We start from the raw sequence: 22,134 nt of genomic DNA, 5'->3' as shown, positions 1-22,134 counted from the left end.
AGATTGCCACGAGCCGATGCGTTAGCGGCCCGGCACGGATTATGCGCCGCGTACGCGCTGCGCCAGCCCTTTCAGGAAGTAGCGCAGCATCTGATCGCCGCATGGGCGGTAGTTCTTGGTGCCCTGCTTGCGGAACAGCGCGCTCAGCTCCGGCTTGGAGATACGGAAATCAACGGCGGTGAAGATCTGGAACAGATCGGTGTCTTTCAGTTCAAACGCCACGCGCAGTTTCTTCAGCACCAGGTTATTGGTGATCGGCAGCTCTACCGGCGGTGCCGGGAATTTGTCATCCTTGCCGCGTTTAAAGAACACCAGGCCGTTCAGGAAATGCGCCATCACCTCGTCGGGGCATTTTTCAAAGCCCGGTTCGCCTTCTTTGATGACATAAGCGCCCATCGCCGCGACATCAACGTCAAAACCGTCCAGTTTGACGATCTCAACCATTTTTGCGTCGTTAATGCTCAGCATGTAGCGCACACTGCGCAGGACGTCATTGTTAATCATGGAATTGCCTTTAGCTGGTAAAGCGGGAAGACGCGCGGCGCGACATGGAAAGGCTGCCGCACGCCTTGAATATGTGCGGCAGTATAGGGATCGGTAAGGGGTTTCTCAATCGATTTGGCTTTTTTGCTGATACAGCGGAATGTCTTCGCCAATAATGTATTTGTTGCGCAGTACCGAAGAAACCTTGTCCATGGTCATCACCACCGCCACCAGCAGCAGCGTGATAAACATCACCACGTCCCAGTTCCACAGCCGCATGTTTTCGGCATACACCAGCCCGATACCGCCGGCGCCGACAAAGCCCAGCACCGCCGCAGAACGGGTATTGGATTCAATCTGATACAGGCTGAGTGCCAGAAAAGTAGGAAACGACTGGGTAAAGATGCCGTAGCGATGTTTCTGCAAACCGTTGGCGCCCACTGCCGTCAGGCCACGCCCCGGCGACTTGTCCACCGCTTCATGCCCTTCGGCATACAGCTTGCCCAGCAAGCCGACATCCTGCACCACAATCGCCAGCACCCCGGCCAGTGGCCCCATGCCGACGGCGCGCACGAAAATCAGCCCCCAGATCGCCATATCGATGCCACGTAGCAGATCCAGCAAGCGGCGCACCAGCGCAGCGATCGGCCGCAACAGCGGCGTCGACATCACGTTGCGTGCCGCCAGGAACGACAGCGGCAATGCCAGCAGCGTCGCGGTCAGCGTGCCGGCAAACACAATGCCGATGGTGATGAAGATCTGCTGGAAATAATAGCCGAACGGCCAGTTGACGAAGTCATGCCAGACGAACATACGCATAAAATAGCGGCCGATTTGCTGGCAGCCATTCAGCAACTGCGGCCAGGAAATGCCGAAGAACAGAAAGAAGAACAGATAATATACGCCGATCGCCGCGGCAATCAGGCCCAGGGTACGCAGGTAACGGCGCTGCTGCGAAAAAATGACCGTATGCTGCCGTTGCAAGGTCTGTAACCGTTCTGCGGAAACCGTTTGTCCGAGCATCATTTGCCCCCCTCCACCACGCGTTTGCGCAGTTCGCCGGAGATGTAGTCCAGCAATGATACCACCACGATAATCAGCAGCAGCGTCATGCTGACCTGATCGTAACGGTCCAGTTTGATATTGGTCATCAGTTCCTGACCGATGCCACCCGCCCCCACCAATCCCAGAATGGTTGACTGGCGGAAGTTGATTTCCAGGCGCATGAAACTGTATGACAGAAACACCGGCTTGACCTGCGGCCACAGGCCAAAACGCATGCGTTGCAGCGGCGTCGCACCACAGGCGACCAGTCCACGCACCGGTTTGTTGGAACTGGTTTCCAGCGCTTCATAAAACAGCTTGGTCAGGCTGCCGATGGTGTGCAGCGCCAGCGCCATAAAGCCCGGTATCGCGCCAATGCCAAACGCCATCACAAACATCACCGCCCAGGCCAGCTCCGGCATGGTACGCAAAAAGGCCACCAGTGTGCGAATGGCCATGCGCAGCGACGCCGGGCTATGGGTGTTGTTGGCAGCCAGAAACGCCAGCACGCCGGCAACCAGCACCGACAGCAGGGTTGCCGCCAGCGCCAGATTCAGTGTCTCCCACAGCAACGGCAGCTGGATATGCAGGCGGTAGCCCCAATAGGCCAACGAGCCTTCGGTATGGCCATCGGCGAACAGGCGATCCCAATGCAGGATCGGCAGCGTTTCGGCAAGGTAATCAAAGAAATTCGGTAGCGATACCCATACGGTATGCAAATTGAACTCGGCCAGCTTGCCGGCGCCAAGATAGAGTACCGCCAGCGTCAGCGACCATATCAGCGTTTCACGCTTTTGTTTGCTGCGAACCCGCTGGTAATAATGCGCAAAATCTGTATTCAAAATAACTCACCGTCAGAGACTGAACCGCACGGTCCACGTTAACCTGTTGATGCCAATCGGGCGCGGCGTACCGCGCCCCGTGCTTGAACCTCCGGCGCTGGTTTAACGTTCGCCTTTCGCCAACGCGCGCTTCAGGTCAATCACCGGCTGGTATTCCGCCAGCGTGGTTTCGCCAATGTGCTGCTTACCGCCCATCGCCTTGATAAAGCAACCGTGATCTTCCTTATCCAGCTTTTTGATCGCCGCCACGACCTTGGCCTTGAAGTCGGCCGGCAGTGCATTGCGCACCAGGATCGGGCCGTTCGGGATCAGCGGGGATTGCCAGATGATGCGGATCTTTTTCATCAGATCCGGCTGATCCATGCGAATCATGCGGGTGAACGCGCCACTGGTATAACCGGTGTTGTAATCGCCAATCAGCGATGTCCAGGTGACGGCGCCTTCAAACTGGCCGTTCAGCACGCCGAGAATGTCCTGCTCATGGCCGCCGGAAAAGGTCACGCTAGAGAAAAAGCCGTTGTATTTATTGTCCGAGTTACCGCCAAACAGCTGTTTGAAGCTGTGATCTGGCATCAGGAAGCCGGAGGTAGAATCCGGATCGGCAAAACCGAACGATTTGCCTTTCAGATCTTCCAGTTTCTGGTAAGGACTGTCGGCTTTGACCACCACCACCGAATGGTAACCCCGCGACTGATCGACATCGTCGACGGCAATGCCGACCAGATCGACCGCCTGCGGATCCTTGATATACACCGAGGCGAACGACGCTGGCGACATGCTGAGCACCAGATCGATCTTGCCGCCCAACAGCCCCTGGATCACGCCGGAATAGTCGGACGAGTTACGCAGTTTGGTATCAACGTTCAGCTCCTTGTCAAAGAACTGCTTTACGCACTGGTTGTCGCCAATCTGCTGGGTGGCGTTCTGACCGCCGAGAATGCCTAAATTAAGCTCTTTGGGCGCGTCCGCAGCGCCAGCGTTAAATACCATCATCGCGCCGGCCATCATGGTGGTCAGACTGAATACTTTTTTCATTGCTGTAGCCTTTTAAATTAATGTATTTGATTAACGTCTTCGCCGTACAACTGGTGCAAAATCCGGTCATTCAGCTGTGATGGATGACCGTCAAAAACAATTTTCCCCTGCGCGATACCAATCACCCGCGTGCAGTATTCCTGCACCAGTTCCACCGAGTGCAGGTTCACCATCACTGCGATGTCGTTCTCGCTGACTTTCTGCAATGCGTCCATAATGCGGCGGGTGTTCTTCGGATCCAGCGAGGCAACCGGCTCGTCGGCCAGCAGGATCTTCGGGTTCTGCATCAATGCGCGGCAAATCGCCACGCGCTGCATCTGCCCGCCGGACAGGTTTTCGGCCCGCTGCAGCGCATGCGGCAACATATTGAGCCACTGCAACAGTTCGATGGCGCGCGCACGATCGGCGTCGTCGAATACTTTAAAAAAGGATTTGAGCGTAGAGGTATGGCTGAGCCGCCCGAGCAACACGTTGGTAATCACGTCCAGACGCGGCACCAGGCAGAAATCCTGGAAAATCATGCCGCAACAGGCACGCCATTGGCGCATCTGGCGGGCGGAAAGTTGCGCGATGTCCTGCGCCACGCCGGCTTCGTCAAAGTGCAGCATTTCACCGCAGCTGGAAGGAATGGTGCCGTTGAGCGTGTGCAGCAGCGTGGATTTGCCGGCGCCAGAGCGGCCGATCACCGCGACAAATTCGCCGGCGTGCAAATCGAAATTGATATCGTCCAATACCCGCTGCTGGGATTTATAGGCTTTACCCAGCCCTTTGACCGCCAGGACTTTGCGCAGTGGGATCGGCTGTTGCCCTGGGAAATCGGTTGTTGCAAGTTTTAACTGTGCCTGAGCCATAAGCCATCTCTCATTGGTTAGGTTGGCTATTCGTTATCGGCACCTATTAAGGGATAAGTTTATGACATCTGGATGATGGTTTTATGGCCGGAAAATGACGGCCGAGCGACGGGTGCCGTATGCTGCGCCCGTCGCTGGCAAGCGGGAAGGCATTATTCAGCTGAAATGAATTACGCCTTTAATCAATGATTTATTGTTGATCACGTCGCTTTCATAACGTTGTGCCAGGGTGTCGAAGTCAAAATGATGCGACAGCATCATGTCAGCGGTGATGCTGCCGGCTGCCATCAATCGGCCTACCTTGACGAAGTCCTCATGGGTGGCGTTGCGGCTGCCCATCAAGGTGGTTTCCTTTTTATGGAACTCCGGATCGGAGAAGCTGAATTCGCCTTTGAACAGCCCAACAAACACGATGCTACCGCCATGGCGGATCAGGTTAACGGTGTTATTCATCGCCCGCTGATTGCCGGTGGCATCAATCACCTTTGCTGCCAACCGGCCATCAAACTGCTCGCGTAGCGCCGCGTCGAACCCTGCCTGCGCCGGATCCAGCGTGGCGACGCCGAGCACCTGCGCAACATGCGCCCGCCGCTGTTCACTGGTATCGGCCACCACGACCCGGGCGCCGTCCGCCAGGGCAATCGCCGCCACGCCAAGACCAATCGGCCCGGCTCCGACCACCAGCAGATGATCGTCGGCGACGATGGCTGCCCGTCGCACCGCATGGGCGGCGATGGCAAACGGTTCGATCAGCGCCGCGGCCTCCGGCGCGATATCCCCCACCGGCAATAAATTGCTGGCCGGTACGCTAAGATACTGGCAGAAACCGCCGTCCTGGTGCACGCCGATCACCGAAATGTTTTCACAACAGTTGCTGCGGCCGCTGTGGCAGGCCCCGCACTGGCCACAGGACAGATACGGGATCACCGCCATGCGCTGCCCGACACGCAAACCGCTGACCTGGCTACCCACGCTGACGATATCGCCACATATTTCATGGCCCAATACTCGGGGATAGCTGAAATAAGGCTGATGACCCGACCAGGCATGAATATCCGTGCCGCAGATACCCACGGTAATCATTTTAATCACTGCCTCATCCGCCGCCGGCGTCGGTATCGGCCGCTGCTGATAAACCAATTGTGTGGGTTGCTGGCAAATCAATGTATTCATTGTGGTCATTATGGTTCCTCCAGTTATCTGGAGTTGGTTATTAAATAAAAATAACCGGCTGGCGTTTTAATTATGATGATTTGTGATTCAGCGCCAAATAAACCGTTTTAAATTGGTTTTAAATTCATAAAAAACAGCTGAGATACGCCATGAGCCGAAGCCAAAATTTGCGACAAAATGTGATTAACCAGATGATCGATGGCCTGATTCACGGACATATCCGCTCGCCGCTGCCCTCCCAGGCGGCGCTGGCCGAAATGTACAACATCAGTCGCACCACGGTACGCCATGCCCTGGACCACTTTCAGCGCTGCGGGGTGTTGGCAAAGGTGCAGGATAATTATGCGATCCTGCGTTTGCCGCAGGCGGAAGACGGTTTCGACTGCATGGCACAGACCCTGGACGCGCAAAGCACGCTGTTTGAAAAGGCGTTTTATCAGATGATTAACCAAAAACAGCTGCGCGCCGGCGACTGTTTCAGCGAACTGCAACTGTCGCGGCTGGTCAACGTCAGCCCGGTTGTGGTCCGGGAATTTTTGCTGCGCTTTAGCCGCTACAATCTGCTCGACAATGTCAAACGCGGCCAGTGGCGCATGAAGCAGTTCGATCGGCACTACGCCGAGCAACTGTTTGAACTGCGGCAGATGCTGGAAACCCACGCCCTGTCACGCTTTTTGAATCTGCCGTCGCATGATGAACGCTGGTTGCAGGCCAAAGAACTGCTGAGCCGTCACCGTGAGCTGCGTGAAACCATCAGCAGCAATTACCGGCTGTTTTCGCAACTCGATCGGGATCTGCACGGACTGATCCTTTCTGCCGCCAACAACCCGTTCTTCAACCAGTCGCTGGAGATTATCTCGGTGATTTTCCACTTTCATTATCAATGGGATGAAACCGATCTCAAGCAGCGAAACATCATTGCCATCGAGGAGCACATGGCGATCCTCAGCGCGCTTATCTGCCGTAACGATCAGGAAGCCATCCGCGAGCTGCACCATCATCTCGACACCGCCAAACAATCGATGATTCGTTCGATTAATCAGTCCGTCGCCTGACGCCCTCCCTTTTATTTACCATCGGCATATTTAAAACCGATAAAAAACAGTAAAAGCCTATCCGGCGCACGGAATGCGCATTAATCACACCACCAAATCGCAGCGCCCTCTATACCGATTACTTGCAGTCACATACAAAATACACATCTGGAGATAAAGATGGAAAAAGTGAGCCCTGCCAGCACCGGTGATGGAAAACAGGAAAATTACACGGATACCATTATTCCTATGCCACCTGACGGTGCCATCGTTCGTTCAGCCAGAATAAAAAAAATCCAGACCACCTCAATGATTTTATTATTCTTGGCGGCAATCATTAACTTTCTCGATCGCAGTTCACTGTCGGTTGCCAACTCGACAATTCGCGAAGAAATGGGGCTGAGCGGTACCGAAATCGGCCTGCTGCTTTCGGCGTTTTCATTGGCCTACGGCATAGCGCAACTGCCCTGTGGCCCGCTGCTGGACCGCAAGGGGCCGCGTATCATGCTCGGACTGGGGATGTTTGTCTGGTCGCTGTTCCAGACCCTGTCCGGCATGATCCAGAGCTTTACCCAATTTATCTGGGTACGCATCGGTCTGGGCATTGGCGAAGCGCCCATGAACCCGTGTGGCGTAAAAGTGATTAACGACTGGTTCAACATTAAAGATCGCGGGATGCCGATGGGCATCTTCAACGCCGCCTCGACCATTGGCCTGGCCATCAGCCCGCCAATCCTCACCGCGATGATGATCGCGTTTGGCTGGCGTGGCATGTTCATTACCATTGGCGTGCTGGGCATCGCGCTGTCGATCGGCTGGTACATGATTTATCGCAACCGTCAGGATCTCGATCTCAGCGCACAGGAGCAAACCTACCTGAACGCCGGCAGCGTCAGCGCGCGCCGCGAACCGATGAACCTGAAGGAATGGCGTGCGTTGTTCAAGAATCGCACCATGTGGGGCATGATGATCGGCTTTAGCGGCATCAACTACACCGCCTGGCTGTATCTGGCCTGGTTGCCCGGCTATTTGCAAACCACCTACCATCTGGATTTGAAAAGCACCGGGATGCTGTCAGCCATTCCGTTCCTGTTCGGCGCCGCCGGCATGTTGTCTAACGGCTTCGTCACCGACTGGCTGGTCAAGCGCGGCATGGTGCCGCTCAAGAGCCGCAAGATCTGCATCGTTGCCGGCATGCTGCTTTCCGCCGCCTTCACCTCGGTGGTGGCGCAGGCCACCACCACCTACAGCGCGGTATTGCTGATCGGCATGGCGCTGTTCTGCATTCACTTTGCCGGCACCTCCTGCTGGGGGTTGATCCATGTGGCGGTCACTTCGCGCATGACCGCCTCGGTGGGCAGCATCCAGAACTTCGCCAGCTTTATCTTCGCCTCGTTTGCGCCGGTGATCACCGGTTGGATCCTCGATACCACCAACTCGTTTAGCCTGGCGTTGACGCTGTGTTCCTGCTTTACCCTGATTGGCGCCCTGTCGTATATCTTCGTGGTCAAACACCCGATTACCGATAGCCCGGCCTAACCCGCAACGCCGCTGCCATTCCCGTTGCCGATGCGGCAGGAATGGCGCTTGTCGCCTTAGAGCACCAGAGGCAATACCTGTTGCTGATACTCCGCCGCGTGCCGCACCGCAAGCTGGATGAAATCGTCGATCAATGGCGATGCCTGCAGGTAGGCCAGAGCCAGTGAATACGCCACCGGCGTACCGATACCGCTAAGTTCGCGGAATACCACCCCGGGCGGCCGCAACGCCGCAAACAGCGACGGCATCAGCGCAACGCCCTCCCCACCGGCCACTAACCCGCCAATGGTTTGCATTTGCCGCGCCTGCTGTACTACCCGCGGAGTGAAACCGGCCATCGCGCATGCCTGTAGAATCGCCGCGTGCATCCCCGGCCCATAATGCGCCGGGAACAGCACCCAAGGTTCCTCCGACACGTCTGACAAACCGATCTGCGCGGCGTTCGCCAACGGATGGTGTTCCGGCAACGCCAGCATCATGCGCTCCAACAGCAACGGCGTTAACTGTATGCCCTCTTGCGGTGCAATCGGCAGCACCACCAGACCGACATCGGCGCGATCGTCACGCAAGGCCACCAACTGTTCCGCCGTGGCGGCTTCCTGCAGCTGAAAATCTATCTGCGGATAACGTTGACGAAACTGACGCAGCAGCCCTGGCAACAGTGCATTGACCGTGCTGTCGACAAAGGTCAGCCGCAGCGACGCCGTTTGCCCCTGCGCAGCACGCTGGGTATGTAACAGCGTGCGCTCGAACTGCGCCAGCGTGCGCCGCGCTTCGAGCAAAAACACCTGCCCGGCGTCGGTAATACGCGTAATGCGGTTGCCACGCTCCAGCAGCCTAACCCCCAGTTCCTGCTCGATTTTACGGATTGCCGCCGTCAGCGGCGGCTGCGCCATATGCAAGCGTTGTGCGGCGCGGTGAAAGCTCATCTCTTCAGCCACGGCAATAAACTGCCGCAATTGGCGTAGTTCAATCACGCGATACCTTTTTCATATTATCAAATCATAAAAACAGTATTGGCGGTATCAATGGTAAATACCAATACTTTCCCTCGACATCACCGGCGCAGACGCGCCATCGGCAGTTGGAGGAGTTTCACATGACACAACCTACGGTCGTGATTAGCGGTGGCTCAAGCGGCATTGGCCTGGCCACCGCGCAACGAATGGCGATGCAGGGCTACCGTGTCGCCATCGTGGCGCGCAGCCTGCAACGTTTGCAGGCTGCGGCGCAACGGATCGGCAGCGGCACGCTGCACTTTTCGGCGGATCTCAGCCAGCGCGCCGAGATTGACGCACTGATGCCGCGTCTGATCCAGGCTTTGGGCACGGTAGATGTGCTGATCAATAACGCCGGATTTACCCGCGTTATCAGCGTCGATACGCCATTGGCGCAGGCTGAACAGCAGTGGAATGCGGTGATTGACGGTAACCTGAAGAGTACCTTTCTGTTTACCCAGGCCATGCTGCCGCACCTGCGCAAGCCGGGCGGACGCATCGTCAATATCAGTTCAATCGCTGCGCAATGCGGCAGTGGCAACCCCGGCGCGCTGGGCTATTCCGCCGCCAAGGCCGGCGTGGTTGGCCTGACCGTCAGTCTGGCGCGTGAACTGGGGCCGCAAGGCATTACCGTTAACGCCATTGCGCCTGGTTACATCGCCGATACGCGTTTTTTTGGCGATGGTCTGCCAGCCAGCGTTATTGACGCCATTACCGCCGACACGCCGCTGGCGCGTACCGGTCGGGTGGAGGACGTTGCCGAAGCGGCGTTGTGGCTGGCGTCGCCGGCAGCGGCATTCATTACCGGTACGCTGTTACCGATTAACGGTGGAGCCCGCGTCGGCAGCTAGGGACAGGGAGCGCCGGTCTGGCGCTCCGAGGGATCAGAAACGGATATCTCTGCTGGCAACCGCGCGGATCGGCACACCGAAACTCTCCATGCTCGACAGCGCGGCGTTATGGTGCTGACGTATCCACTCACCGCTGGCGTGCGCCTTGTCATGGCTGGTGTGGGCATCGGCTGCCAACACCACCGGATAACCGTGCCCGGCGGCGCGGCGAGTGGTGCTGTCAACGCAATATTCGGTCGAGTAACCGCAAATCACCAGTTGCGTAACGCCGTGCTGTTGCAACAGCGCTTGCAGATTGGTACGCAAAAAAGAGTCCGGCGTGGTTTTTTCTACCCGCAAATCCCCTGCGACCTGCTGTAAGCGCGGATCAACCTGCCAGGCATCGCTGCCATGGGCCAGTTCATCATCGGCGGTCTGATGCTGGATGAAAATCACCGGCACCTGCGCCTGGCGCGCCGCGGCGCTCAGCATGTTGATCCGATCAATCACCGCATCGGCATCGGCCGGTGGCGGCATAAACAGGCCTTTCTGCACATCAATAATCAACAGCGCTGCGGTCATTGGGGTCTCCATCGATAAGTTTCACATCAGCATAGCGGTTGGCGCGGACGAAAGATATGGTCAACCCCCTGCTCACGCAGGCCAGTCACCAGCTCATGTCCGCCGTTCGGCGTCGCCTGAGTCTGGATGCGTTCGTTTTCAAATACCGGGCTGGCCCAGTAAAGATTGACCGGATCGCCGTACTGGGTCGGCAACGTCAAATGCTGCTGATAAGGGTAGAACCGCGAAGACAGCACATAGCCTGCATAACCCTGTGGTGCCACTTCCGACGCCAGGGTGTGCCCTTCTCCCATCCAGGTGATCTGCGCCCAGGGCACGTGGGCAAAGCCCGCCAGCGCACTGGCCATCTGTATCGCGTTGTCTTCGGTCATGTACTGACCGTCAATGGCGATACCCAGCTCCATGCGCCGGTACTGCGTGGCGTCATCATTGAACAGGATCTCGACCCACGGCATCGGTCGGATGCTGATCCCCATGGTCAGAAAATAGTAAATGCCGTCGCGTTCATGTTGGCTGATGGCCATCGGCGGCCACTTGCCCTGATCGATCGCGTAATATTTAACCGACGGACCGAAATGCTGTTCATACTGCGCCAGATAGTCGCGCTGCATTTTCGGCCACGGGTTGCCTTCTTCGCGCTGCCAACTGCGCCAAAACTGGCGGGTGTTTTCCGCCAGCGCATATTGCGTATTGGTCGATGCGGAGCCCAGTGGATAAGCTAACGGGCTTTCCTTGATGCAGCTGGCGGAATAACACACCGAATGGTCGATATACAGGCTCCAACCGGGGATCACCGACAGCAGCTGGCCGTAATACCACAGCGCGGCGCCGTCATCGCTTTCATTCCACACCACCTGCAACCCTTCCGGATTCAGCGGCGCTTCCCCCTCCAGGTTGCGGCAAAATTCCGCGGCCAGCATCGGCGGCTGGCCAAGTTCCAGCGCGGCGCAATCTTCCTGCTGCGGCGCAGCCGCCAGGTTACGCAGCCAGCAGGCGCGTACCTGAAAACGTTCGCTGAACGCCTCCGCGGGATAAATATAAAAATAGGCTGCCCGGTGATCTTGCTGAACCACCGCCACCAGCGTTTGGTTTTCATTACTGACTTCAGCAAGTACATATGACTGGTTCATATCGCCTCAATAGGGTCACTGCGCAGACAAGGAAAATAATCCTGCGCGAAATAGAAATCTGCTTTTTGCCAGTGTAAAACGCATTCGCCAACCGGATCACGCGTAAAACTCTCAAAATTCCGCTAAGCAGTCGATTTTTTACCGTTTTTCACCGCCCGGTTGCGCACTCTGGTCGGATACGGCAAGTAACGACGCCATGGCGCTGGCGAATTCCCGCCCGCTCAGAGCATGCCGCGCAGTATAGGGTGACGGGGCGTTCCCCGTGGTTCGGCTTTGTTATAGAGTAGCCGGTGGGCTAATACAGGAGGTAGAAAAGATGATTATCAGAGCCGGCACCCCCGACGATTACCCACGATTGCTGGCGGTCTGGCTGAGTTCTGTGCGCGCAACCCATCATTTTCTGACGGAAAGGCAGATTGCCGATCTGCGTCCGTTGATCGCCAATGACTATCTGCCCACGCTGGCCGTTTGGGTCGCTCAGGCTCACACCGGTCGGATTGGCGGCTTCATCGGCATGAACGCCAACAAGGTCGAGATGCTGTTCGTTGCCGCCGAACAGCGCGGCAAAGGCATCGGCAAATCGCTGTTGGCATTTGTCGAGCAGCAACATGATGTGCTGTTGCTCGACGTCAATGAACAGAACCCACAGGCCATGGCGTTTTATCGGCATTACGGCTTCAGCGTTATCGGCCGCTCAGAGCGTGACGGTCAGGGTAAGCCGTTCCCGCTGCTGCACATGAGACGTGGCACACCTTAGCGAGGCCTCGATGACCTGCAAGTTGCCGGCGCTGCCGGCATCAAACCTTGTTGCCCACCTGGCTCAGGCGTGGCCAAATCATCATCAGCGTCTCCACCAGGCGTAGCAAATCGTCACGGCTGGCTCCTTCACGCGCCTGAACCGACATGCCTTCAATGGTGCACATAATGTACTTGGCCAGTAACGCGGTGTCGGTTTTCGCCAACAGCTCCCCCTGCTGTACCTTGCGATCGAAACAGGCCTTGAGGCTGGCTTCCTGCGTATGATGTTTGCGACGCAGCATTTCGGCCACGTCGTCGGATGCCGGAGACAATGCCGCGGAAGCACACACCATAAAGCAGCCCGACGGCGTTTGCGGATCGGTAAATACCTCCGCCGATGAGCGCACGTAGGCTTCAACCACTTCGGCTATCGGTAACGTCTGTTCCAGCAACTGGTTGGTACAGGTGGTGTACTTGCTCAGATAACGTTCAACGGCGGCACGAAACAGCCCCTCTTTGTTACCGAACTCGGCGTACAGCGTCGGCGCTTTGGCGCCGGTGACCTCGACCAGATCGGCCAGCGAGGTTGATTCATAACCGTGGCGCCAAAACAGATCGAGCGCACGGTCCAGCGCCTGGTCGCGATCAAACTGTTTCGGTCTGCCGCGCGTTTTCTTCGCACATACCTCTTCTTTGATAGTCATAGACCCTCGCGTGTTGCGCCCCGAATCAGGGCTTGCCAATTAAATTAACGATCATTATAAAAAAATATTGCGCCGGCGTCGAGAAGCGATTACCATTTAGTTATCGATCGTTATTTAAATGTAACGACAAAGACAAAATGACTCAATCGAATTCTCGGATAGGAACCAACTTTATGAAAAACTTAAAAATAGTATTAACCGCACTGACTCTGGCCAGCCTCTCCTTCGGCAGTTTCGCCGCAGAACAGGTCAACAGTCAACCGGCAAACCAACAGAAAATCGGCGTCGTCAGCAGCAGCGGCGCGTCGGATATTACCTCTCTGCAAGCCAGCCTGGCAAAAAAAGCCGAGCAACAAGGCGCCTCGTCATACCGCATCATCGGTGCCGGTGGTAACAACCAGCTGCACGGAACGGCAGTTATTTATAAATAACAGTAAGTTAATTTAATTCCAGCGCCGGGAAATGCCGTTTTACCCTTCGCAGAGATACGAAAAACCAGGAATTAATTAACGAACATTAAAAAATAACTTGCAATTCGCCAAACCGGCGTCTAACATTAAATTATCGATCGTTAATTAATTTAACGACCAACAGAACAAACTTCATACCGAACATAAGATAGGAATATGATTATGAAAAACCTGAAAATGACCATCGCTGCTCTTGCTCTTGCTTCTGTTTCATTTGGTAGCTTCGCTGCCGAACTGGTTAACAGCCAACCTGCCGATCTGCAAAAAGCCGGTGTGGTAACGGTAAGCGGTGCTTCTGACTTGACTAGCCTGGAAAACAAACTGGCAGCCAAAGCGGATGAAGCCGGTGCAAAATCATTCCAGATCATTTCAACTGCCGGTGACAACAAACTGCACGGCACTGCGATCATCTACAATTAATCAATTGCTGACACGGCAATTGCGCAAAGAGGCGGCCCTGGCCGCCTTTTGTGTTTTCTGGAAAACCCCGCCACCCCGTCGCGTGATGAACTCATCGCCGTAATCCGGCTGCGCGCCAATGCCCCGCCCCGGCTTGCCGTCCCCCAACACCAGCGCCATGGTGCTGAACATTCAGCGCCAGCGAGGCCGGTTCCGCATCTGGTTTGCTAGCGTTGTCTCGACTATCGCTACGCTATGCACCAAACCTGGTGCGCATTGATAGCCGTGGGTGATTTTCCCTTTTGCCAATTTTGGCCCATGCTTAAACGAGGCCAGCCGCGGCAGGTAAACGGTCAGTTGCGGACGCCCTCCTCTTTACTTTGGCTAAGCGGGATGCCGGCTCATGACGAAAAAAACCACTTTATTGCAGTTTTTCCATTGGTATTACCCCGATGGCGGCAAGCTATGGCAAGAAGCGGCGCAACGCGCTGCGCAGATTGCCGAGATCGGCATCACCGACCTGTGGTTACCACCGGCCTACAAAGGCGCATCCGGCGGCTATTCGGTTGGCTACGACAGCTACGATTTGTTCGATTTGGGCGAGTTCGATCAGAAAGGCAGCCGCGCCACCAAATACGGCGACCGGGAATCGCTGATCCATGCCGCCAATACTCTGCGTGAGCACGGGGTACGCATCATTTACGACACGGTGTTCAACCACAAGATGGGGGCTGACGAAACCGAACGGGTGCATGTTTACCGCACCGATACGCAGGATCGTAATGACATTGACGACCGCGGTTTTGACGCCACCGCCTACACCCGTTTCACCTTTCCAGGCCGTCAGGGGAAATATTCCGCCTTCGTTTGGGACTACACCTGCTTTAGCGGCGTAGATTACCTGGAAGATCCGCAGGAAAAAGGCATCTTTAAAATCGCCAACGACTACGGCGATGACGGCTGGAACGAGCAGGTCGATGACGAGAAAGGCAATTTCGATTATCTGATGGGCGCCGACGTGGAGTTACGCAATAGCGCGGTGGCAGAAGAGTTGAAATACTGGGGGCGCTGGCTGCTGGAAACCCTGCCCTGTGACGGATTCCGCCTCGACGCCGCCAAACACATTCCGGCCTGGTTCTTCAAACAGTGGGCCGACCACGTGCGAGAAGCGGCACAGCGCGATCTGTTGGTCGTCGCCGAATACTGGTCGCACGATTTGGCGTCGCTGCAACAATACATCGACATGGTAGACGGCAGAGTGATGCTGTTCGACGTGGCACTGCATCTGAAATTCCACCAGGCATCGAAACAGGCCGATCAATTCGACATGGCGCAGATCTTTACCGATACCCTGACCGCCACCCATCCCAGCCACGCGGTGACGATTGTCGCCAACCACGATACACAGCCGCTACAATCGCTGGAAGCGCCGGTTGAACCCTGGTTCAAACCGCTGGCCTACGCGCTGATCCTGCTGCGCGAACAGGGCGTACCCTGCGTGTTTTATCCGGATCTGTATGGCGCAAGCTATCAGGATACCGGCCGTGATGGCGGCGAGTACCCGATCGACATGCCGGTCATCACCGAGTTGGAAAAACTGATCGTCGCCCGCCAGCGTTTTGCCAACGGGGCACAAACCGATTACTTCGACGATAGGCACTGTGTCGCCTTCAGCCGCAGCGGTACCGCAGAGGCACCGGGCTGCGTGGTAGTGCTGACCAACGGCGCAGAAAACAGCAAAACGGTGACGCTGGGCAATGCGCTGGCGCATCGGCAATGGCGCGACTTCCTTGGCAACCGCGCAGAGACGATCGAAACGGACCAGGAGGGCCGCGCCGACTTTCCGGTCAACGGCGGCAGCGTCAGCGTATGGGTATTGGCGGAAAATGTCTGACAGGCCGCAGCAACGCCGGCGGCGGGCAAACTAATTACCCGCTTTCTGGTCTAATTGGCAATTCTGACCAGGCAAACCATTCACACCAGAGCCTAAATAGGGTACAAGGCTGCATGAAAATTCCAAAACGACTCCAGCCATTGGTAGATGATGGTTTAATCGACGACGTCATTCGTCGTTTGAAAAGCGGTAAAGAGGCCGACGTGTTTATCGTGCGCTGCGGTAACGACATCCGCTGCGCCAAAGTGTACAAAGAAGCGGACAAACGCAACTTCAAACAAGCGGTGCATTATCAGGAAGGCCGCAAAGTGCGTAACAGCCGCGATGCGCGTGCGATGAGCAAAGGTTCCCGCTTTGGTCGCCAACAGCAGGAAGAAGCCTGGCAAAACACCGAGGTCGATGCGCTACACCTGCTGGCAAAGGCCGGCGTGCGCGTGCCACAACCGGATATCTGCCTTGACGGCGTGCTGCTGATGGAGCTTATCACCGATGAAGAAGGCCTGGTGGCCCCGCGCCTGAGCGACATCACGCTGGAGCCGGCGCAGGCGCTGGCCGATCATGCATTGATGATGAACTACGCGGTGCGCATGCTGTGCGCCGGGCTGGTGCATGGCGATCTGTCGGAATTCAACGTGCTGATGGATAAAAACGGCCCGGTGATCATCGATCTACCGCAGGTGGTCGACGCCGCCGCCAACAATCACGCCAAAAGCATGTTTGAACGTGATATCAACAACATGACGCAATATTACGGCCAGTTCGCGCCGCAGCTGCTGGGCAGCAAATACGCCAAGGAAATCTGGGCGCTGTATCAGGAAGGCAAACTGACGCCAGAAAGCACGCTGACCGGCCACTATCAGGAAAGCAGCAAAAGCGCCGACGTGGGGTCGGTGCTGGACGAAATACAGGCCGCCAGCGACGCCTACCAGCGCCAGCAGATGGCGCGCAACGAAGAGTAAACACGCGCCGTCTGCGTTGGTTATTTGCCGGCAGCGGCGACCGGCCGCCAACGCGGCAAGCCAAACATATTGACTGCCATGCCGGCCAACACGCACAGCGCACCGGCAATTTGCAGCGTGGATAATGTTTCCCCCATCAGCAACCAGGCACTGAGCAACCCAACCAACGGAACCAATAGCGCCAGCGGCGCCACTCGCCAGGTTTCATAACGCGCCAGCAGGCTGCCCCAGATAGAATAGCCGAACAGGGTGGCGGCAAACGCCAGATAGGCAATCACCAATACGCTGCTTAAGCGCAAATGACGCAGGCTGTCGAGCGCCAACTGACGATCGTCGAACAGCCAGCTACAGGCAAAAAATGGCAATATGGGAATCAGCGCGCTCCATACCACCAGCGGCAGGATACCCTGCTGGCGAAAGGTGCTCATGATTTTCTTATTGGCAACATTACCCAGCGCCCAGGACAACGCCGCGCCGAGCGTCAGCAACAGTCCGGCCAGCGGCACCGCGCCGCTCCCCTGCTGTTGCAGGCTGGCCTGCGCCAGCAACAGCATGCCGGCGGTGGCGATAACGATCCCCACCAGGTGGTTGGCTCGCAGCCGGTCTCCCAGCAACAGCATCGCCAATAACAGCGTAAAGAACACCTGCGCCTGTAGCACCAGCGACGCCAGCCCGGCCGGCATGCCGACCTTGATGGCCAGAAACAACAGCGCAAACTGGCCAAAACTCATGCTCAGGCCGTACAGCATCAGCCATTTCCACGGCAGTTGCGGGCGGGGAATAAAAAATATCGCCGGCAGCGCCACCAACAGGAAACGCAGCCCGGCCAGCAGAAAAGGCGGCATGCTCTGTAAGCCGTACTTGATAATGACGAAATTCACCCCCCAGATAATCACCACCAACAACGCCAATAACCGATCGCGGACTGCCATGTTTGCTCCAGAGCAACGGGATAGTTGATAGGTATAACGTTAGCGGTGATGTACCCTGCAACTCAATTAAATTTTCTGCGAGCCGACGACGCGCGGCGATAAAGGCTACGCCGGCATCACGCCGATAAACGAGGTTTTCTTGCGCGGCTCGGTCATCAGCGCCTCCAGTTGCTCTACGCATTGCAGGTAATGCGGCGTTTTTTTATGCGCCTCCACCGCGTGCCGATCCTTATAGGCTTCATAGATATAAAAGCGCGTCGGGATGTTCTCATCCTGCAGTACGTCAAATCGCAGGTTGCCCGGCTCGGCAATGGCGCCAAGATGGTTGGCGCGAAACACCGCGAGAAACTGCTCCACTTGGTCGGGTTTGACGTTGATTTCGACTAACGTAACCTGCATAACGGCTCCTTGCTGACACGGGGATATCCCCCAATGCTAGGCGCTATTGGGCGGATTTCCGCCTCAGCTCGGCGTTTTTGCAGCCCACCTCACAGTTCTTAAACCTCACGCCCGCGTCGCCTGCCTCGTCAATCCCACCCGCCATCTATAGTTAAGACTGGTCTTCCAGAGAGTGTGAACTATGCGCAATTTATTGATGGCATTGGACGCAGGTACGGGCAGCATTCGAGCGGTCATTTTCGATCTGGAAGGCCAGCAAATCGCCAGCGGCCAGGAGGAATGGCGCCATCTGGCGGTGCCGAACGTGCCCGGTTCGATGGAGTTCGAGCTCAGCCACAACTGGCAACTGGCCTGTCAGTGCATACGACAGGCGTTGCAGCAGGCCAACGCCGAGGCGCAGGAGATCCGTGCGCTGGCATGCTGTTCGATGCGTGAAGGTATCGTGCTGTACGATAGCGACGGCGCAGCCATCTGGGCCTGCGCCAACGTCGACGCTCGTGCCAGCCGCGAGGTCAGCGAGCTCAAGGAGCTGCATAATCACGGCTTTGAGCGCGAGGTTTATCGCTATTCCGGCCAGACGCTGGCGTTGAGCGCCATGCCGCGCCTGCTGTGGTTGGCGCATAATCGCCCTGACATCTATCGCCGCGCGGCGACGGTCACTATGATCGGCGATTGGCTGGCAAACTGTCTCAGCGGTGAACTGGCGGTGGATCCGTCCAATGCCGGCACCACCGGCATGCTGGATCTGACCAGCCGTAACTGGCGTCCCGAACTGCTGGATATGGCCGGTCTGCGCGCCGATATGCTGTCGCCGGTAAAGGAAACCGGCAGCCTGCTGGGCCAGGTCACCGCGCTGGCGGCACAACAAAGCGGGCTGCTGGCCGGCACGCCGGTGGTGATGGGCGGCGGCGATGTGCAGTTGGGCTGTCTGGGGCTGGGGGTGGTGCGCGCCGGGCAAACGGCGGTGCTGGGCGGAACCTTTTGGCAGCAAATCGTCAATCTGCCCCAGCCGCTGACCGATCCCGAGATGAACATTCGCATTAATCCGCACGTTATTCCCGGCATGGCGCAGGCGGAATCCATCAGTTTCTTCACCGGCCTGACCATGCGCTGGTTCCGCGATGCATTCTGTGCAGAAGAAAAACTGCTGGCGCAGCGGCTGGGGGTCGATGCCTATGCGCTGCTGGAGGAGATGGCGGCACGGGTGCCGCCCGGCGCCTACGGCGTGATGCCGATTTTTTCCGACGCCATGCATTTTAACCACTGGTATCACGCCGCGCCGTCATTTATCAATATGTCGCTGGATCCCGAGCGTTGCAACAAGCAGACGCTGTTTCGCGCATTGGAAGAAAATGCGGCGATCGTTTCCGCCTGCAATCTGCAGCAAATTGCACGCTTTTCCGGCGTACAGCCGCAATCGCTGGTATTCGCCGGCGGCGGTGCCAAAGGCAAGCTGTGGAGTCAGATCCTCAGCGACGTCACCGGCTTGCCGGTGCAGGTGCCGCTAGTGAAAGAGGCGACCGCACTGGGCTGCGCCATTGCCGCCGGGGTTGGCGTCGGGCTGTATCCCTCGCTGGCGGAAACCGGTGAACGGCTGGTACGCTGGGAGCGGCAATATCAACCGGATATGGCCCTACATACCTTGTATCAACGGCAGAAGGAGACCTGGCTGGAAGTGTATGCCGATCAACTGACGCTGGTGGATCACGGCCTGACCACCTCGCTGTGGAAGGCGCCGGGGCTCTAGTCTGGCCGCCGTACGGCACGATTGTTCCTGTACAGAAACAGTGTAATTACCGCAAACGGATTTATCTGGCGCACAACGCTGCGTAAATTGTGATCTCTGTCACTCGCTGCCGGTGCGAGCGAATCACAATATCTCCTGAGACGAGCGGTATTATGCTGAATAATAAAGATAAACCTGCATCATCAGCCTGGCTGGCCATTTTTTCACTGACGGTCGCCTGTTTTGTTATGGTGACAACAGAATTCCTGCCGATCGGTTTGCTGACCAATATCGCCCCTTCCCTGAACGTCAGTACCGGTACCGCCGGCCTGATGGTGACCATGCCCGGCATCGTCGCTGCGGTCGCCGCGCCGGCGCTGAGTCTGGCCTCCGGGCGGCTAGATCGTCGCCTGTTGATGCTCGGTCTGTCGCTGCTGTTGATCGTCTCCAATCTGGTTTCCGCGCTGGCGGTCAACTTCCCGATGATGCTGCTCGGCCGCGTGCTGCTCGGCGTTTGCGTCGGTGGCTTCTGGTCATTCGCCGCCAACTATGGCCGCCATCTGGTGCCGGAAGCCAGCCAGGGTCGGGCAACGGCGCTGATCCTGAGCGGTATTTCGGTCGGTGCAGTATGCGGCGTGCCGGCGGGTGCGCTGATTGGCGATATGTTCGGCTGGCGCGCCGCCTTCTTTGGCAGCGCCGTGTTGGCACTGGCGGTGCTGATCGCGCAAGCGCGCCTGTTGACCTCGGTGCCGCCGAGCCGCGCGGTGACGCCGCGCGATCTGTTGTTGCCGCTGCGCCTGCCGTTGGCGCGCATTGGCCTGATCGCCATCGTACTGCTGTTTATCGGTCACTTTGCCGCCTACACCTATCTGCGACCGCTGCTGCAACAGGTGTTTGTGCTGAGCCCATCGGCCATTTCGATGCAGTTGCTGGCCTACGGCGCGATCGGTCTGCTGGGCACCTTCGCCGGCGAGCGTCTGGCTGAATACAGCCTGCGCGCCACCTTTATCCTGATTGCCGTTATGCTGGCGGGCATTCTGATTGTGTCACCACTGCTCAGCGGTATCCCTGGCGCAACGCTGATGGTACTGATCTGGGGACTGGCGTTTGGCGCAGTGCCGGTTTGCGCCACCAACTGGATGTTCAACGCCGTACCGCAGGCACCGGAAGCCGGTCAGGCGTTACTGGTGTGCGTCATTCAGATCGCCCTGGCCTCGGGCGCGCTGCTCGGCGGTGAAGTGGTTGACTGGCAAGGCGTCAGCAGCGCCATGCTGTTCGGCGGTGCGCTGATCCTGTCCGCGGCGCTGGTGTTCGGTTTGTCCTTGCGCTCCGGCATGGTTGACGCTAAACAATCCTAGAAGCAGAGTGAAAATCTCCCCGGCTAGCGCCGGGTTCTGGGCCTTGGGAGCATTATGGATCATCATTTACTTGCCATCCGCGTGTTTACCCGCGTGGTTGAAACCGGCGGATTTACCCGGGCGGCAGACTCGCTGCGCATGCCGAAAGCCACCGTCACCAAGCTGGTACAAAATCTGGAAAACCACCTGCAAACCAAGCTGTTCCAGCGCACCACCCGCAGCGTATCGGTAACGCCGGAAGGCGAATGCTATTACCAACGTACGGTGAAATGGCTGGCAGAGCTGGAACAGATGGAGGGCAGCATGACGGAATCACAAAGCGCGCCGCAGGGGGTGCTGCGTATCGACGTCGGCGGCGGTTCTGCACGCCAGCTACTGTTGCCTGCCCTGCCGGATTTTTTTGCTCGCTATCCGCAGATTCAGATCGATCTGGGGGTTGGCGATCGGCAAATTGATTTAATCAGCGACAGCGCCGACTGCGTGCTGCGCAGCGGGCCACTGGCGGATTCCAGTCTGATCGCCCGCCGGCTGTTGGCGCTGGAGTGGGTCACCTGCGCCACGCCGAGCTATCTTGCCCGCCACGGCACACCTCGCCATCCGTGCGATCTGGAACAAGGCTTTCCGCTGGCGCATTATCGCCACGCGGTGAACGATCGCATTCAACCACTGCATTTTGTCGACGGCGGCAAAGCCATCGATATTCAGCATCGTTATCAAATCAGCGTCAACGAAGGCAACGCGTTGATCGCAGCGGCGCTGGCCGATCTGGGCATCGTACAAACGCTGCGTTTTATGGCCCAGCCGCAGCTGGACAGCGGCGAACTGGTCAGCATTCTGGCCGACTGGCAGCCACCGGCCGATCACCTGTATGTGGTCTATCCGTCCAACCGCCATTTAAGCGCCAAACTGCGAGTGTTTATCGAGTGGGCAGTGGAGCGGTTCAGTTAACGGCCAACCGTTGTCAGCAGAAACTTTGTGGTATTATTGCGCCAATATCGTTTCCTATCGGCAGGC

Annotated in this window: 24 protein-coding genes; 11 read left to right on the top strand and 13 right to left on the bottom strand. The window is 57.3% G+C overall.

Going from position 1 to position 22,134, the window contains the following annotated elements; genetic code table 11:
* Nucleotides 1–39: 39 nt before the first annotated feature.
* The 6 genes from AC2AXP_RS02465 to AC2AXP_RS02440 all read right to left on the bottom strand — a co-directional run bounded on the left by AC2AXP_RS02465 (nucleotide 40) and on the right by AC2AXP_RS02440 (nucleotide 5,437).
* Nucleotides 40–504 (bottom strand): YehS family protein, encoded by a 465-nt coding sequence (locus AC2AXP_RS02465; protein ID WP_004965561.1) that lies wholly within the window; start codon nucleotides 502–504, stop codon nucleotides 40–42.
* 105 nt (nucleotides 505–609) lie between these two features.
* Nucleotides 610–1,506 (bottom strand): phosphonate ABC transporter, permease protein PhnE, encoded by an 897-nt coding sequence (gene phnE, locus AC2AXP_RS02460; RefSeq protein ID WP_088499916.1) that lies wholly within the window; start codon nucleotides 1,504–1,506, stop codon nucleotides 610–612.
* Nucleotides 1,506–2,369, bottom strand: a complete 864-nt coding sequence (gene phnE, locus AC2AXP_RS02455; protein ID WP_004965566.1) for a phosphonate ABC transporter, permease protein PhnE — start codon at nucleotides 2,367–2,369, stop codon at nucleotides 1,506–1,508. Before phnE (AC2AXP_RS02455) ends, phnE (AC2AXP_RS02460) begins: the two co-directional genes overlap by 1 nt.
* Before the next feature lie 102 nt (nucleotides 2,370–2,471).
* The gene (gene phnD, locus AC2AXP_RS02450; protein ID WP_198772831.1) at nucleotides 2,472–3,404 is read right to left on the bottom strand and encodes a phosphonate ABC transporter substrate-binding protein; all 933 of its coding nucleotides are present in this window, start codon (nucleotides 3,402–3,404) and stop codon (nucleotides 2,472–2,474) included.
* Between the two features lie 17 nt (nucleotides 3,405–3,421).
* Nucleotides 3,422–4,255: a phosphonate ABC transporter ATP-binding protein gene (gene phnC, locus AC2AXP_RS02445; protein ID WP_004965570.1), complete on the bottom strand. Its 834-nt coding sequence runs from the start codon at nucleotides 4,253–4,255 to the stop codon at nucleotides 3,422–3,424.
* Between the two features lie 156 nt (nucleotides 4,256–4,411).
* Complete coding sequence (locus AC2AXP_RS02440; RefSeq protein ID WP_273867037.1) at nucleotides 4,412–5,437, bottom strand: zinc-binding alcohol dehydrogenase family protein; 1,026 nt, start codon at nucleotides 5,435–5,437, stop codon at nucleotides 4,412–4,414.
* A 140-nt stretch (nucleotides 5,438–5,577) separates the two neighbouring features.
* Between AC2AXP_RS02440 and AC2AXP_RS02435 the strand changes: the two genes are divergently transcribed.
* Both AC2AXP_RS02435 and AC2AXP_RS02430 read left to right on the top strand, forming a co-directional pair.
* Nucleotides 5,578–6,483 (top strand): GntR family transcriptional regulator, encoded by a 906-nt coding sequence (locus tag AC2AXP_RS02435; RefSeq protein WP_004965574.1) that lies wholly within the window; start codon nucleotides 5,578–5,580, stop codon nucleotides 6,481–6,483.
* Between the two features lie 228 nt (nucleotides 6,484–6,711).
* Entirely contained in the window at nucleotides 6,712–8,001 is a 1,290-nt protein-coding gene (locus AC2AXP_RS02430; protein ID WP_164844338.1) for an MFS transporter, read from the top strand.
* Nucleotides 8,002–8,057: 56 nt separating this feature from the next.
* Here the strand turns inward: AC2AXP_RS02430 and AC2AXP_RS02425 are convergent, their stop codons facing one another.
* Nucleotides 8,058–8,978 (bottom strand): LysR family transcriptional regulator, encoded by a 921-nt coding sequence (locus tag AC2AXP_RS02425; protein ID WP_484381401.1) that lies wholly within the window; start codon nucleotides 8,976–8,978, stop codon nucleotides 8,058–8,060.
* 122 nt (nucleotides 8,979–9,100) lie between these two features.
* Here AC2AXP_RS02425 and AC2AXP_RS02420 point away from each other — a divergent pair, with 122 nt between their 5' ends.
* Nucleotides 9,101–9,850 (top strand): SDR family NAD(P)-dependent oxidoreductase, encoded by a 750-nt coding sequence (locus AC2AXP_RS02420; protein WP_004965581.1) that lies wholly within the window; start codon nucleotides 9,101–9,103, stop codon nucleotides 9,848–9,850.
* Nucleotides 9,851–9,883: 33 nt separating this feature from the next.
* On the opposite strand, the gene AC2AXP_RS02415 is transcribed toward AC2AXP_RS02420, so the two are convergent.
* Together AC2AXP_RS02415 and AC2AXP_RS02410 are read right to left on the bottom strand one after the other, a co-directional pair.
* Nucleotides 9,884–10,411 (bottom strand): cysteine hydrolase family protein, encoded by a 528-nt coding sequence (locus AC2AXP_RS02415; protein ID WP_039992336.1) that lies wholly within the window; start codon nucleotides 10,409–10,411, stop codon nucleotides 9,884–9,886.
* 26 nt (nucleotides 10,412–10,437) lie between these two features.
* Complete coding sequence (locus AC2AXP_RS02410; protein WP_484381400.1) at nucleotides 10,438–11,541, bottom strand: suppressor of fused domain protein; 1,104 nt, start codon at nucleotides 11,539–11,541, stop codon at nucleotides 10,438–10,440.
* A gap of 316 nt (nucleotides 11,542–11,857) precedes the next feature.
* Here AC2AXP_RS02410 and AC2AXP_RS02405 point away from each other — a divergent pair, with 316 nt between their 5' ends.
* Nucleotides 11,858–12,298, top strand: coding sequence for a GNAT family N-acetyltransferase (locus tag AC2AXP_RS02405; RefSeq protein WP_484381399.1), 441 nt, complete (start codon nucleotides 11,858–11,860; stop codon nucleotides 12,296–12,298).
* Nucleotides 12,299–12,338: 40 nt separating this feature from the next.
* Here the strand turns inward: AC2AXP_RS02405 and AC2AXP_RS02400 are convergent, their stop codons facing one another.
* Entirely contained in the window at nucleotides 12,339–12,983 is a 645-nt protein-coding gene (locus AC2AXP_RS02400; RefSeq protein ID WP_004965590.1) for a TetR/AcrR family transcriptional regulator, read from the bottom strand.
* 173 nt (nucleotides 12,984–13,156) lie between these two features.
* Here AC2AXP_RS02400 and bhsA (AC2AXP_RS02395) point away from each other — a divergent pair, with 173 nt between their 5' ends.
* Together bhsA (AC2AXP_RS02395) and bhsA (AC2AXP_RS02390) are read left to right on the top strand one after the other, a co-directional pair.
* Nucleotides 13,157–13,414: a multiple stress resistance protein BhsA gene (gene bhsA / locus AC2AXP_RS02395; RefSeq protein ID WP_273867030.1), complete on the top strand. Its 258-nt coding sequence runs from the start codon at nucleotides 13,157–13,159 to the stop codon at nucleotides 13,412–13,414.
* A gap of 201 nt (nucleotides 13,415–13,615) precedes the next feature.
* Nucleotides 13,616–13,873, top strand: coding sequence for a multiple stress resistance protein BhsA (bhsA, locus tag AC2AXP_RS02390; RefSeq protein WP_039992337.1), 258 nt, complete (start codon nucleotides 13,616–13,618; stop codon nucleotides 13,871–13,873).
* Here bhsA (AC2AXP_RS02390) and AC2AXP_RS02385 read toward each other — a convergent pair whose 3' ends face one another.
* Nucleotides 13,874–14,044 carry a hypothetical protein gene (locus tag AC2AXP_RS02385; RefSeq protein WP_004965597.1) on the bottom strand — a complete coding sequence of 57 codons (171 nt, stop codon included), beginning with the start codon at nucleotides 14,042–14,044 and terminating at the stop codon, nucleotides 13,874–13,876.
* Nucleotides 14,045–14,255: 211 nt separating this feature from the next.
* Between AC2AXP_RS02385 and amyA the strand changes: the two genes are divergently transcribed.
* Nucleotides 14,256–15,746 (top strand): alpha-amylase, encoded by a 1,491-nt coding sequence (gene amyA / locus AC2AXP_RS02380; protein ID WP_484381398.1) that lies wholly within the window; start codon nucleotides 14,256–14,258, stop codon nucleotides 15,744–15,746.
* Between the two features lie 113 nt (nucleotides 15,747–15,859).
* A complete protein-coding gene (locus AC2AXP_RS02375; protein ID WP_004965600.1) occupies nucleotides 15,860–16,705 on the top strand; it encodes a PA4780 family RIO1-like protein kinase in 846 nt (281 codons plus the stop codon).
* Nucleotides 16,706–16,725: 20 nt separating this feature from the next.
* Here the strand turns inward: AC2AXP_RS02375 and AC2AXP_RS02370 are convergent, their stop codons facing one another.
* The gene (locus tag AC2AXP_RS02370) at nucleotides 16,726–17,637 is read right to left on the bottom strand and encodes an EamA family transporter (RefSeq protein ID WP_484381397.1); all 912 of its coding nucleotides are present in this window, start codon (nucleotides 17,635–17,637) and stop codon (nucleotides 16,726–16,728) included.
* A gap of 105 nt (nucleotides 17,638–17,742) precedes the next feature.
* Nucleotides 17,743–18,036, bottom strand: a complete 294-nt coding sequence (lsrG, locus tag AC2AXP_RS02365; protein ID WP_004965604.1) for a (4S)-4-hydroxy-5-phosphonooxypentane-2,3-dione isomerase — start codon at nucleotides 18,034–18,036, stop codon at nucleotides 17,743–17,745.
* A gap of 181 nt (nucleotides 18,037–18,217) precedes the next feature.
* On the opposite strand from lsrG, the gene lsrK reads away from it, so the two are divergent.
* The 3 genes from lsrK (at nucleotide 18,218) to AC2AXP_RS02350 (ending at nucleotide 22,068) form a co-directional block, all read left to right on the top strand.
* Entirely contained in the window at nucleotides 18,218–19,783 is a 1,566-nt protein-coding gene (lsrK, locus tag AC2AXP_RS02360) for an autoinducer-2 kinase (RefSeq protein ID WP_484381396.1), read from the top strand.
* Nucleotides 19,784–19,935: 152 nt separating this feature from the next.
* On the top strand, nucleotides 19,936–21,120 hold the full coding sequence (locus AC2AXP_RS02355; RefSeq protein WP_039992339.1) for an MFS transporter: 1,185 nt from the start codon (nucleotides 19,936–19,938) through the stop codon (nucleotides 21,118–21,120).
* Between the two features lie 54 nt (nucleotides 21,121–21,174).
* On the top strand, nucleotides 21,175–22,068 hold the full coding sequence (locus AC2AXP_RS02350; protein WP_088499624.1) for a LysR family transcriptional regulator: 894 nt from the start codon (nucleotides 21,175–21,177) through the stop codon (nucleotides 22,066–22,068).
* The last annotated feature ends 66 nt before the right edge of the window (nucleotides 22,069–22,134 follow it).

The sequence above is a fragment of the Serratia sp. Sp408 genome (assembly GCF_057180665.1).
The sequence above is the reverse complement of the archived record's forward strand: the minus strand, read 5'-3'. Positions and strand labels throughout refer to the sequence as shown.